General features: G+C 72.1%; 10 protein-coding genes and 3 pseudogenes. 6 read left to right on the top strand and 7 right to left on the bottom strand.

Going from position 1 to position 12,010, the window contains the following annotated elements:
• From VFW79_RS07725 to VFW79_RS07715, 3 genes are all read right to left on the bottom strand, one after another.
• Positions 1 to 964 (bottom strand): molybdopterin-dependent oxidoreductase (locus tag VFW79_RS07725; RefSeq protein WP_329676731.1); only part of this gene is annotated, 964 nt, incomplete at its 3' end.
• A gap of 67 nt (positions 965 to 1,031) precedes the next feature.
• Positions 1,032 to 2,342, bottom strand: coding sequence for an MFS transporter (locus tag VFW79_RS07720; protein ID WP_329676730.1), 1,311 nt, complete (start codon positions 2,340 to 2,342; stop codon positions 1,032 to 1,034).
• 139 nt (positions 2,343 to 2,481) lie between these two features.
• Positions 2,482 to 3,285, bottom strand: a complete 804-nt coding sequence (locus VFW79_RS07715; RefSeq protein WP_329676729.1) for a helix-turn-helix transcriptional regulator — start codon at positions 3,283 to 3,285, stop codon at positions 2,482 to 2,484.
• A gap of 153 nt (positions 3,286 to 3,438) precedes the next feature.
• Between VFW79_RS07715 and VFW79_RS07710 the strand changes: the two genes are divergently transcribed.
• Positions 3,439 to 3,960, top strand: coding sequence for a flavodoxin/nitric oxide synthase (locus tag VFW79_RS07710; RefSeq protein WP_329676728.1), 522 nt, complete (start codon positions 3,439 to 3,441; stop codon positions 3,958 to 3,960).
• A gap of 25 nt (positions 3,961 to 3,985) precedes the next feature.
• Here VFW79_RS07710 and VFW79_RS07705 read toward each other — a convergent pair.
• Positions 3,986 to 4,571, bottom strand: a pseudogene (locus tag VFW79_RS07705) (IS5 family transposase); the annotation flags it as partial.
• A 114-nt stretch (positions 4,572 to 4,685) separates the two neighbouring features.
• Positions 4,686 to 5,030, bottom strand: a pseudogene (locus VFW79_RS07700) (IS5 family transposase); the annotation flags it as partial.
• A gap of 484 nt (positions 5,031 to 5,514) precedes the next feature.
• Between VFW79_RS07700 and VFW79_RS07695 the strand changes: the two are divergent.
• Together VFW79_RS07695 and VFW79_RS07690 are read left to right on the top strand one after the other, a co-directional pair.
• Positions 5,515 to 6,228, top strand: coding sequence for a TetR/AcrR family transcriptional regulator (locus tag VFW79_RS07695; protein ID WP_329676727.1), 714 nt, complete (start codon positions 5,515 to 5,517; stop codon positions 6,226 to 6,228).
• A 77-nt stretch (positions 6,229 to 6,305) separates the two neighbouring features.
• Positions 6,306 to 8,882, top strand: a complete 2,577-nt coding sequence (locus VFW79_RS07690) for an MMPL family transporter (protein ID WP_329676726.1) — start codon at positions 6,306 to 6,308, stop codon at positions 8,880 to 8,882.
• A 106-nt stretch (positions 8,883 to 8,988) separates the two neighbouring features.
• Here the strand turns inward: VFW79_RS07690 and VFW79_RS16505 are convergent.
• A pseudogene (locus tag VFW79_RS16505) lies at positions 8,989 to 9,141 on the bottom strand (transposase); the annotation flags it as partial.
• Positions 9,142 to 9,323: 182 nt separating this feature from the next.
• Between VFW79_RS16505 and VFW79_RS07685 the strand changes: the two are divergent.
• The 3 genes from VFW79_RS07685 to moaA all read left to right on the top strand — a co-directional run bounded on the left by VFW79_RS07685 (position 9,324) and on the right by moaA (position 11,789).
• Positions 9,324 to 10,226: a universal stress protein gene (locus VFW79_RS07685; protein WP_329676725.1), complete on the top strand. Its 903-nt coding sequence runs from the start codon at positions 9,324 to 9,326 to the stop codon at positions 10,224 to 10,226.
• 76 nt (positions 10,227 to 10,302) lie between these two features.
• The gene (locus VFW79_RS07680) at positions 10,303 to 10,800 is read left to right on the top strand and encodes a MogA/MoaB family molybdenum cofactor biosynthesis protein (protein WP_329676724.1); all 498 of its coding nucleotides are present in this window, start codon (positions 10,303 to 10,305) and stop codon (positions 10,798 to 10,800) included.
• The gene (moaA, locus tag VFW79_RS07675; RefSeq protein ID WP_329676723.1) at positions 10,800 to 11,789 is read left to right on the top strand and encodes a GTP 3',8-cyclase MoaA; all 990 of its coding nucleotides are present in this window, start codon (positions 10,800 to 10,802) and stop codon (positions 11,787 to 11,789) included. The genes VFW79_RS07680 and moaA overlap by 1 nt, the downstream gene beginning before the upstream one ends.
• A gap of 32 nt (positions 11,790 to 11,821) precedes the next feature.
• Here moaA and VFW79_RS07670 read toward each other — a convergent pair.
• Positions 11,822 to 12,010 (bottom strand): MoaD/ThiS family protein (locus tag VFW79_RS07670; protein ID WP_329676722.1); only part of this gene is annotated, 189 nt, incomplete at its 5' end.

Genomic DNA, 12,010 nt, shown 5'->3' with positions numbered 1-12,010 from the left:
GCGCCCCGTCGGTGCCGGGCTTGGCCGGCAGCCACTCGTCGGCGAACTTCACGTTGTCGGCGTAGTCGGGTGCGACGACGACGACCTTCTGGCCGCGGTAGCGGGCCTCGGTCATGAAGTGGGCGTCCGGCGTCCGGGTCTGCGGGATGTTCGAGCCCCAGAGGATCACGTAGCCCGCGCTCCACCAGTCCGCCGACTCGGGGACGTCGGTCTGGTCGCCCCAGATCTGCGGCGAGGCGATCGGCAGGTCGCAGTACCAGTCGTAGAACGACAGCATCGTGCCGCCGATGAGCGAGGTGTAGCGCGCGCCCGCCGCGTGCGACGCCATCGACATCGCGGGGATCGGCGAGAAGCCGGCGACCCGGTCGGGCCCGTAGGTCTTGATCGTGTGGACGTGGGCGGCCGCCACGATCTCGGCTGCCTCCTCCCACGTCGCGCGCACGAGACCGCCCTTGCCGCGGGCCTTCTTGTACGCGCGGGCCGTGACGGGGTCTCCCGTGACCTGCGCCCAGGCGAGGACCGGGTCACCGGTGCGGGCCTTGGCCTCGCGGTAGGCGCGCAGCAGCGTGCCGCGCACGTACGGGTACCTGATCCGGGTCGGCGAGTACGTGTACCAGCTGAACGCCGCACCGCGCGGGCACCCCCGCGGCTCGTACTCCGGGGAGTCCGGACCGACCGACGGGTAGTCGGTCTGCTGGGTCTCCCACGTGATGATGCCGTCCTTGACGTACACCTTCCACGAGCACGACCCCGTGCAGTTGACCCCGTGGGTCGAGCGCACGACCTTGTCGTGGGACCAGCGGTCCCGGTAGAACGCGTCGCCCGCCCGGCCACCCTCGAGGTAGAGCGTGCGCAGGTCGGCCGAGACCTCCCCCCTGCGCAGGAACCGCCCGACCTTGAGCAGGGCGTCGGCCGCTGCGCCGTCGGTCCCCGGGGCGGAGGTGGTGGTGCGGGTCGGGTTCATCGTCGACTCCTCGTCGTCGGGCGGTCGTCCGAGATCGGGGCCGGCTGCACGGGGCCCCTGACCGCGGTCAGCTCGGCTTCTCTGCGCCGGGGCGCACGTAGTAGTGCCACGTCAGCGCGGTGCAGATCGTGAAGTAGACCGCGCAGCCGACGAAGAAGGACCGCGGCGTGAAGACCGAGAGCGCGATCCCGACGAGGAACGGCCCGAACGCCGCAATGGAGGAGGTCCAGCCGATGACGCCGCCCGCCTGCCGCCTCGGGAAGATCATCGGCATCTGCTTGAACGTGCCGGCGTTGCCGATCCCGGCGAACGTGAAGATCGCGAGCATCCCGACGAGGAAGTACGTGAACTGGCTGGCGTCGGTCGGGGCGAGGAAGAAGAGCGTGAACACCGTGCTCACCGTCATGCCGATGCCCGCGACGAACGTCCACAGCGCCCCGCCGAACCTGTCGCACAACGGGCCGAAGGCTGCACGCGTGATCGACCCGAGGAGCGGGCCGAGGAACGCGTACTTCAGCGGGTCGGGAGCGTTCGCGAAGCTGCCGTACTGGTTGACGATGAGCAGGCCGAGCTGGGCGGCGAACCCGCTGAACGCACCGAAGGTCATGAGGTAGATCGCGGTCATGACCCACGTGTGCTTCTGGCCGAAGATGTCGAGCTGCTGGCGGAAGTTCGCCTGGACCGGGACCCGGCGCAGGTAGACCGCCGCGAGCACCATGCCGAGCAGGACCCACGGCACGAGCACGAGGCCCGCGTTGTGCAGCCACATGTGCTGACCGTCGCGCGTCTGCTGCGGGGTCAGCGCCGTCACGCCCAGGAGCCCGAAGCCCACCACCCACGGCGTGAGGAACTGGATCAGGCTCACTCCGAAGTTGCCGATGCCGGCCTGGAGCCCGAGCGCCGTCCCGGCGAGCCGTTTCGGGAAGAAGTAGCTGGTCGAGGGCATGAACCCGGCGAAGGCCCCTCCCCCGACGCCCGCGGCGATCGCCAGGAGGACGAGCACGGCGTAGGGCGTCGAGCTGTCCCGGACGGCGAACGTCCAGCCGAGCATCGGGATCAGCAGGAGCGTCGCGGAGCCGCCGACGAGCGTGCGTGTCCCGACGATCGGGGGCAGGAACATGTAGATCATCCGCATGAAGCCGCCCGCGAGACCCGGCACGGCGACGAGCCAGTACAGCTCCGGCTTCGTCAGGTCGTAGCCGATGGTGTTGAGGCGGGGCGCGATCGCGCTCACGAGATACCACGCGCAGAACGCGAGCGTGAGGTTGTACGTCGTGATCCACAGCGTCCGCCAGGCGAACCTGCTGTCCCAGGTCGCCTCGTTCTCGGGGTCCCACGTCGCGAGGTCCACGCGCGACGTTCCGGACGAGATCGCCATCGATTCCTCCACTGCTCGGTCGGTCCAGCTTCCCTCGCCAGGATGCTGGCGACGACGACGACTTAAAAGTGGCAAACACCGTGTCAAATCGCGAACTGTGTGACCTACGCCACTCGGAGTCCCCGGCCTGACCCTAGCGTCAGGACCGGGTGAGGTGCAGCACGCAGTGCTGAGGCTCGACGAAGGGCTCGAGCCACTCGGCTGTGAGCGGCCCGCCCTCCTGCGCCAGCACGCCGCGGGCGAGACCCAGGTGCACGCTGCACACGATCTCCGGCCGCTCATGGGCCAGGTCGAGGAACGGGCAGCGATGCAGGTGCACCTCGAGCCGCTCGGCATCGCCCTCGGGCTCGAAGCCCAGGTCGTCGAAGTGCGCCTCGAGCGCGGCCAGCTGGGCGAGACCGGCCACCTGGTCCGGGGACGCGGGGGTCGCGCCGTCCTCGTGGCTCGCCGCCGAGCCGTCCGGCTCGGGACAGACGAGGTCGGGGCACGGTCCCTCAGGGGTCACGACGCCGGCCGCGGCGGCCCGCTGCTCCCGACGCTCGGACAGATCCGGGCGAGTCGCCGTGAGGCTGCGGCCCCAGACCGACCCGGCATCCTGAGCGGCACCCGTCGCCGACGGCAGTCGCCGTCCGTAGCCCGCGACGAGCACCCGCATGAGCTGGTCCCGCGCCCAGCCGTCCGTCGTCGCCGGGGCGATCCGCTCGACCGCGGTGTACAGGATCCGGGGACGGCCTCGCGTCGTGCGCAGCTCGGGCTCACTCGCCACGAAGCCGGAGTCGATGAGCCGTTCGAGGTGCTCGCGCGCCGTGTTCACGTGCAGGCCCACGGCCGCGGCGAGCTCGTCGACCCCGAGGGGGACGTCCGACCGCTGCAGGGCGTGCAGCATGGAGACGCGCTTGTCCGACGCAAGCGCACGATACGCACTGACACGACGGCTGACCATTGACTGATTATTCCCGGCAAACGCCGAGAATCCGCAGGACCTTCGGGTCGCTGACGTGGCCCCTTGCGGCGGACGGTCGGGCCGTTCGTCCCTGTGCGGGCCTCCGGCTCGGGGGCCAACCTGGAACCGGTTCCCAGCGACGGAGGTGGAGCGATGCGCGCAGTGGTGGTCGTCGAGTCGATGTTCGGCAACACGCGACAGATCGCCGAGGCGATCGCGGACGGCCTGCGCCCGGCGGTCGAGGCCGAGGTCGTCGACGTCGGAGCGGCCCCCGAGGTGATCGACCCCGACGTCGGGCTCCTCGTCGTGGGCGGACCGACGCACGCGTTCGGGATGAGCCGACCGACGAGCCGCGCGCAGGCCCTCCAGGAGGCGGGCACGCACGACGGGTCACCCGACGTCGGCATGCGCGAGTGGCTCGAGCACCTCGACCCCGTCGGCCCGGGCGTCCTGACCGCGACGTTCGACACCCGGATGAAGTCCCGCTGGGCAGGTTCTGCGGCCGCGAGCGCGAGCAAGCTGCTCCGGCGGCGCGGCGTCCAGACGCTTGCGCCGTCGCACAGCTTCGTGGTGACGGACAAGCCCGGTCCCCTCGCGCCCGGCGAGCTCGACCGGGCCAGGGCGTGGGGCGCCGAGCTCGCCCGGCTCGCGGGGACCCCGGCGGCGGGCGTCTAGGGCGTGTCTCTAAAGGGGCGTGTCTCTAAAGGTGCTTCAGCCAGATGGTGATCGCGCGCAGGACGGCCGCGACGCGGTAGACGATCGCGAGCTTGTCGTAGCGGGTGGCCAGGGCTCGCCACTGCTTGACGGTGTTGAAGGACCGCTCGACGACGTTGCGACCCTTGTAGAGCTCGGAGTCGAAGGCTGGTGGTCGTCCGCCGCGTGAGCCGCGGCGTTGGCGGTTGCGGATCTGGTCGCGGGGTTCGGGGATGACGGTCTTGACCCCGCGTGAACGCAGCAGCGTGCGGTGCGCTCGTGCGGAGTAGGCCTTGTCCCCCAGGACGGCCTGCGGTGTGGTCCGGGGTCGCCCGGGCCCGACGCGGTCGACGCGCAGGTGGTTCAGCAGCACCGGGAACATCGGGGAATCGTTGGCCTGCCCGGGGCCGACCAGGACGACCAGCGGTCGGCCACGACCGTCGACGAGGTGGTGGATCTTGGAGGACAACCCGCCACGCGAACGGCCGATGCCATGATCGACCGGCTCGTCATACAGGCCGAGCGCAACCTCAGGAGCGTCCTGACCTGCCCGAATCGCAGAATCCTTGTGATTCGACCCAGCCCCCTGTGGGGCCGGCGAGGAGCCCGACGACCGCACGAGCCGACGCATCGACCCCTGTGGGGCCGAGCGGGTTCGAGGCGTCGCCGGTCACCTCCGATGCGATCTTCGGGTCGGTCTTGGGCTCCCGGGGCAGGTTCGTCGCGTGCTGGTGCGCGCGGTTGATCGTGGAGTCCACGCTGAGCGTCCAGTCGATCTGGTGCGCGGCGTCGGCCCGAGCCAGCAGCGTGGTCAAGATGGCGTCCCAGGTCCCGTCGCCACTGAACCGGCGGTGCCGCTTCCACACGGTCTGCCACGGCCCGAACGAGGCCGGAAGATCTCGCCAGGCGATGCCACAGCGATACCGGTAGATGATCCCCTCCACGACCTGCCGGTGATCACTCATCGGGCGTCCACGACCCGAGCGTTGAGCCGGTAGCAACGGCTCGATCAGCTTCCACTGGGCATCATCGAGAAGGGCTTCGCGAGTCACCAGACCAGCCTGCGCGACCCACCCCCCAATCCTTTGGAGACACGCTCCAGGTCGCCTGGGTCATCGCGAACCGGCTCGTCGCGCCGATCGCGCACCTGCGCGACCGGATGGTCGCGATCGCGAACTGCGACGGCGACCTCACGCAGGTGGAGACGAGGTCACCTCGGTGGCCGACGGCACGAAGATGGGCTCCTCGATCGCCGAGATCGCCCGCAACGCGAGCGACGCCTCGGGCGTGGCCGCCGAGGCGGTCGAGGCCTCGGGTCCAGCTGTCGATCGCGACCTTGCCCTCGAGGACTCCCATGTCCTTGCGCCCTCGTCCGTACGCGCGACGCGCGCGTGCACCGACCGCGCGGCCGACGTCCCTCTGGGCAGGCTAGGGACGATCCGCCGCGCGGGGGCATGCCGGTCCCGCACTACCCGCGAGGAGGGTTCACTCGGTGCAGTGTTGCACTCGGTGCAACAACATGCCTATAGTCTGCGCATGCCCGCACCCATCTCGTCCACCGATCCGGCGGACCGTCCTCTCGGGCAGCCTGTCGAGCGGCCCGTGGACCGCCGGACGGCGCTGCGCGACCGCCACCACCGGGCGATCCTCGAGGGGGCGGCCGCCCTCCTGGCCGAGGGCGGCTCCGCGGCGCTGAGCGTCGAGGCCCTCGCCGCACGCGCCGACGTCTCGCGTCGCACCGTGTTCAACCACTTCCCGCACCTGGACGACGTGGTGGTCGCGCTGTGCGCCGAGCGGTTCACCGTGCTCGGGGCCCTGGTGCGCCAGGGCGTCGGCGCACCGCCGCCGGAGGTCACCGGCCACACCCACGACCTCGGGGACGACGAGGGCGCGATCCTCTTCGAGCGGGCCGCTGCCGCCTTGGTCCAGGCGGACCTGTTCGGCGCTATGACCTCCGTGCGGCACCTGCTCGGTGCCGATGGCGGACCCGAGCCGCAGGTGCTGCGTCACCTGCTCGACGCCCTGACGGTCGCGTCCGACGACATGACTGCCGCGCTGCGCGAGCAGCACACGCAGGTGCCGGTGATCGACGTGCAGATCGTTGTCGGCCAGCTCATCAGCGGGTTCACCGTGCTGAGTCGCGGCTGGCTTGAGCAGGGCGCACCCGCCGACCCCGCGGCGCGCACGCGGTGGGAGGCCCAGCTTGTGCACGTGATCGACCGCATCCGCGCCGGCTACTCCCACAGCTGACCGCGCGCTTTCGTCCCTCGCCGTCCCCGTCCTTCCCCTGCCCCACCCAACCGCCTCATCCCTCAGGAGCACCCACCATGGCCGACCTCCTCTACCGGCTCGGGCGCCTGGCCGCCCGCCGCGCCTGGGCGTTCGTCGCCGCCTGGGTCCTGGTAATCCTCGTCGCCGGCAGCTCCTACGCCCTGTGGGGAGGCGGCCTGTCCTCCGCGATCACCATCCCCGGCACCGAGACGGACCGCGTCACCACCCAGCTCGCGCAGGCCCTGCCCGGCGCGGCGGGCGGGACCGGCTCGATCGTGCTGAGCACCGACGACGGCTCGGCGTTCACCGCCGACCAGCAGGCCGCCGTGGCGCACCTGCTCGACGCGGTGGCTGCCGTCGACGGCGTCGAGGCGACCGTGAACCCCTTCACCTCCCAGGCGCAGCGCACGGCGCAAGAGCAGCAGCTCGCCGACGCGCAGACGCAGATCGCCACGGCGAAGGGCCAGCTCGACTCCGGTCAGAAGCAGCTCGACGCCGCCTCAGCGCAGGTCGCGGCCGGGCAGGAGCAGCTCGACGCGGCGCGCGCTCAGGCCCAGGCCGCCGGCTCCCTGGTCCAGGCGCAGGCCGGGCTCGACGCCCAGCAGGCGCAGCTCGACGCGACCACCGCACAGCTCGCGGCCCAGCAGGCCAAGCTCGACGCCGGGGCGGAGCAGCTGACCACCCAGAGCGCGACCGTGGAGCAAGGCGTGGCCCTCGCGCGGCTCGCGGACGCGGTGCGCAACGTCTCGACGGACGGCAGCGCGGCCACCGCGACCGTGGTCTTCGACCAGCCCCGTCTGGAGGTGCCCACCGAGCTCAAGAAGCAGGTGGTCGCGCTGGTCGAGGCCACACCGATCGATGGCGTGACCGCCGAGCTGTCCAACGACCTCACGCAGGCGGTGCCCGAGGTGCTTGGCGTCGGCGAGGTGGTGGGCCTGGCGATCGCCGGCGTCGCGCTGCTCGTCATGCTGGGCACCGCGGTGGCGGCCGCGCTGCCGATCCTCGGGGCGCTCGTCGGCGTCGGCGTGGGCGTCACCGGGGTGCTCGCGTTCTCCGGCGTGGTCACCATGACGTCCGTGACCCCGATCCTCGCGGTCATGCTGGGCCTGGCCGTGGGCATCGACTACGCCCTGTTCCTCATCAACCGGCACCGCCACCAGCTCCGCGACGGCATCGAGGTGCACGAGTCGATCGGCCTGGCCACCGGCACCGCCGGCACCGCCGTGGTGTTCGCCGGGTCCACCGTCTTCGTCGCCCTGCTGGCGCTCAACGTCACCGGCATCGGGTTCCTCGGGATGATGGGCACCGCCGGCGCCGTCGCCGTGCTCATTGCCGTGCTGGTGGCCATCACGCTCACACCGGCCGTCCTCGCCCTGCTCGGCACGCGGATCCTGCCCCACAAGGTCCGCGCCCAGGTGGGCCACCTCGAGCCGCGACCGCTGCCGCAGCGGCCGATGAGCACCAGCCGCGCATGGATCACACTCGTGGCCGGCGTGGTGGGCCTGGCGGTGCTCGCGCTGCCCGCGCTGTCCATGCGGCTGGGCCTGCCCGACGGCTCGTGGGAGCCACAGGACTCCACCCAGTACCGCGCCAACCAGGTGACGGCCGAGAAGTTCGGTGCGGGCGCGAACGGCGCGCTCGTCGTTGTCGCCAAGCTGCGCGAGGCGACCACGGACGCGACTCTGCTGCCCGCCGAGCTCGCCCTGGCCCAGGCCATCCACGGCGTCGGGGACGTCGCGGGCGTCGCGCCCGTGGGCGTGTCCGACGACGGCGCCACCGTGATCTTCCAGGTGGTCCCCGTGGAGGGTCCCGACAGCAAGTCCACAGAGCAGCTGGTCCGCGACCTGCGCGCGGCCTCGCCGCTGCAGGACGGGACCACGCTGGGCGTAGCCGGCACCGCGAGCGGCAACATCGACGTCTCGACGCAGCTCGCCGACGCCCTGCCCGGCTACCTGGGCCTGGTCATCGGCCTCTCGCTGGTCATCATGGTGCTGGTGTTCCGCTCGATCCTGGTGCCGCTCACCGCGACCGTCGGGTTCATCGGGTCGCTGTTCGCCGTGTTCGGCGCACTGACCGCGATCTTCCAGTGGGGATGGGCCGGGAGCCTGTTCGGCGTGCACGACCCGGCGCCGATCCTGTCCTTCCTGCCGACCATCCTCATCGGGATCCTCTTCGGTCTGGCCATGGACTACCAGCTCTTCCTGGTGTCCGGCATGCGCGAGGCGCACGTGCACGGTGTGCCCTCGCGGCTGGCCGTGCAGCGCGGTCTGCACGCGGGCCGCACCGTGGTCACCGCTGCGGCCGTCATCATGATCGCGGTCTTCGCCGGGTTCATCATGTCCGACTCCGGCATCATCCGCTCGCTCGGGTTCGGACTCGCAGCAGGCGTCCTGCTCGACGCGTTCGTGGTCCGCATGCTGCTCATCCCGGCCGTGATGCACCTCGCCGGCGACGCCGCGTGGTGGATCCCCCGCTGGCTCGACCGCATCCTGCCCGACGTGGACGTGGAGGGCGCCGCGCTCGAGCGCACGCACCCGCACCCCGAGGCGCACCACAACTCGTGGGACGTGGCCGACGACGGCGGGTCAGGCCAGGGCTCAACACGACAGACCGCCCGACCCGCCAGGGTGTAGCTCTCTTCTCCTCAAGGCAAGGATCGTGACGTCAAGGACGGGATCGCCAAGCAGGTCCAGAACCCACTCGGCGTCGTGGCGCCGACCGTCGTGACGCTGCCCGGGGACGCCACGGGCTGCCGGTCCGGTAGCGGAACACGAGGCCTTGCACGACCGTGCGTTGATCAGCGAACGGTCGACCGCGCTTGCCTGCGTTCGAGGGCAGCTGCTCCTCGATCCGGCCCCACTGCTCATCGCTCAGCACCCGGTGGCAATCCACCCGCCCAGCGTCCCGCGCGCCTCACCTCAGACTTCGGAGACACACGCTAGCGGCCGTGCGGTCCGCGACCTCGCACGTCGGGCCGTGACCGGGCGGGACCGTGGACCCTCGACAACACCCTTCACCTGCGGGCAAGGTGGACAGACCGGCACCGACCGGCACCGATCAGGAGGTGGGTTCTCATGCGAGCCGACGGCCCCGTGGTGATCGCGCTGGACGGCTCGCCGCACAGCGAGCACACGCTCGAGTGGGGACTGCACGAGGCCTCTCTGCGCGGCGCCGACGTCGTGCTCGCGCGCTCGTGGACGGACCCGCGCGACCTCGTCGAGTGGAGCTGGTACCCGCTCGTCGACGCTGAGCTCGACGCGGAGACCACCACGTACCTGAGCGAGAAGCAGGCCGTCGCCGTCGACCGCTACCCCGACCTGACCGTCACGACCCAGTCGATCCGCGGCAGCGAGGTCCCCGTCCTGCGCGAGCTCAGCGCATCGGCCCAGCTCCTCGTCGTCGGTGCGCGCGGCCGCGCGGGTCACGTGCGGATGGGCTCCATCGCGGCCCACCTCGCGGCGCACTCGCGGTGCGACGTCGCCGTGGTGCGCGGCGACGAGACCTCGGTGCCGGGGACGGTCGTGCCCGTCGTCGTCGGGGTCGACGGCTCCCGCGCGTCCCTCGCGGCCGCCGAGGCAGCCGCCCGCGAGGCGTCGATGCGCTCGGCGCCGCTCCTCGTCGTCCACGCGCGTCCGACCATCGCCGACCCGTACGGACGCGGCATGCCCGCGCTGTCCGCCCGGGCCGCGACCGACGTCGACGTGAACGACCCGACGCACCGCGCCGCGCAGGCCGTCGCGGCCAGGCTCCGCACCCAGCATCCGGGCCTCGAGGTGCGCGTCGCGCTGCTCGACGACGACCCGGCCCATGCGCTCGTCGCCGCCTCGACGAACGCCGTCCTGGTCGTCGTCGGGTCGCGCGGTCTCGGCGCGTTCCGCGGGATGCTGCTCGGGTCGGTCAGTACCGACGTGGTGCGCAACGCGGCCTCGACCGTGCTCGTGCTGCACGACGGGTTGCACGCCGGACCGCCCGACTGACGTCACGCCCGCCAGCGCGGGGGCGCCGGGACCCTGAGCTCCCGGACCGTCCGCGGCGGTTCTGTACTGTCGGTGCATGACCGCCTCTGCGCTGCCTGGGCCACGCGCGACTGTGGTCGTCGTGTCCGACCGCAGTGCGAGCGGGGAACGGGCCGACCGCTCGGGACCGCGCGCCGTCGAGATCCTGCGCGCCGCAGGCCTGGACGTGGGCGACCCCGTCGTCGTCCCTGACGGAGCCGAGTCCGTGGCCCGCGCCCTCGCCGCCGCGCTCGAGGCCGGCGCGCGCGTCGTCGTGACGAGCGGCGGCACCGGCGTCGGCCCGCGCGACCTGACGCCCGAGGGCACCCGGGCCGTGATCGAGCGCGAGCTGCCCGGGCTCGCCGAGGCGCTGCGACGCAACGGCGAGAAGCACACGGCGAGCGCCGTGCTCTCGCGCGGGCTCGCCGGGGTCACCGCGTCCGGCGCGGTCGTCGTCAACCTGCCGGGGTCCCCCGGCGGCGTCGAGCAGGGCCTCGACGTGCTGCTGCCGCTGCTCGCCCATCTGCTCGACCAGCTCGCCGGAGGAGACCACTGATGCTCGTCGACCGATTCGGCCGCGAGCACCGCGACCTGCGCATCTCGCTGACCGACCGCTGCTCGCTGCGCTGCACCTACTGCATGCCGGCCGAAGGGGTGCCGTGGCTGCGCGGCCCCGACCTCATGACGACCGCCGAGCTCGTGCGCATCGCGACGGTCGCGGTCGCGGAGGGCATCACCGAGGTCCGGCTCACGGGCGGCGAGCCGCTGCTGCGGCCCGACGTCGTCGAGATCGTGGCCGCTCTCACCGCGCTGAGCGGACCCAGCGGTCCCCCCGAGGTGTCGCTCACCACGAACGCGCTGCGGTTGCCCGCCCTCGCCACGCCCTTGGCCGACGCCGGGCTCTCGCGGGTCAACATCAGCCTCGACACGCTGCAGCGCGACCGGTTCAAGGAGCTCACGCGGCGCGACCGCCTCACGGACACCCTCGCGGGGATCGCGGCGGCCGACGTGGCGGGGCTGCACCCGATCAAGCTCAACGCGGTCGTGATGCGCGGAGTCAACGACGACGAGGTCGTCGACCTCGTGCGGTACGCGGTCGACCACGGCTACGAGATGCGGTTCATCGAGCAGATGCCGCTCGACCCCGGCCACACGTGGCTGCGGGCCACGATGGTGACCGGGACCGAGATCCTCGAGCGGCTGGCCACCGCCTTCACACTCACCGAGGTGCCGGGTCGCGGCTCGGCGCCCGCGGAGCGTTGGACGATCGACGGCGGACCGTCGACCGTCGGCGTCATCGCGTCGGTCTCCGCGCCCTTCTGCGGGGCGTGCGACCGCGTGCGGCTCACGTCCGACGGCCAGCTGCGGTCCTGCCTGTTCGCGCGCACCGAGAGCGACCTGCTGGGCCTCCTGCGCGCGGGCGCCGACGACGACGCTCTCGCCGCGGCGCTGCACACGTGCCTCGAGGGCAAGCTGCCGGGCCACGGCATCAACGACCCGACGTTCCTGCAGCCCGACCGCCCGATGAGCGCGATCGGCGGCTAGCCGGTCGGAGGCGGTTCAGTCCGTCGGGGGGGTCAGCCGCCCGCGAACGGTGGCAGCACATCCACGACGTCGCTCGGCGCGATGGCGGCACCGTCGTCCGACCGCACCCCGTCCACGAGGATCGAGCACCGGTCGAGCACCTGCTCGAGCTCGTCGCCGTGCGCGGCGATCATGAGGGTCCGGAGCTCGCCGACCGTGCGGGCCACGAGCTGCTCGGCCTC

The sequence above is a fragment of the Cellulomonas sp. genome, from assembly GCF_036279715.1.
Lineage (GTDB): Bacteria > Actinomycetota > Actinomycetes > Actinomycetales > Cellulomonadaceae > Cellulomonas_A.
The sequence above is the reverse complement of the archived record's forward strand: the minus strand, read 5'-3'. Positions and strand labels throughout refer to the sequence as shown.

Coding starts and splice junctions, on each gene's coding strand:
- VFW79_RS07720 (WP_329676730.1), bottom strand. CDS start 2,342: ATGGCGATCTCGTCCGGAACGTCGCGCGTGGACCTCGCGACGTGGGAC.
- VFW79_RS07715 (WP_329676729.1), bottom strand. CDS start 3,285: ATGGTCAGCCGTCGTGTCAGTGCGTATCGTGCGCTTGCGTCGGACAAG.
- VFW79_RS07710 (WP_329676728.1), top strand. CDS start 3,439: ATGCGCGCAGTGGTGGTCGTCGAGTCGATGTTCGGCAACACGCGACAG.
- VFW79_RS07695 (WP_329676727.1), top strand. CDS start 5,515: ATGCCCGCACCCATCTCGTCCACCGATCCGGCGGACCGTCCTCTCGGG.
- VFW79_RS07690 (WP_329676726.1), top strand. CDS start 6,306: ATGGCCGACCTCCTCTACCGGCTCGGGCGCCTGGCCGCCCGCCGCGCC.
- VFW79_RS07685 (WP_329676725.1), top strand. CDS start 9,324: ATGCGAGCCGACGGCCCCGTGGTGATCGCGCTGGACGGCTCGCCGCAC.
- VFW79_RS07680 (WP_329676724.1), top strand. CDS start 10,303: ATGACCGCCTCTGCGCTGCCTGGGCCACGCGCGACTGTGGTCGTCGTG.
- moaA (WP_329676723.1), top strand. CDS start 10,800: ATGCTCGTCGACCGATTCGGCCGCGAGCACCGCGACCTGCGCATCTCG.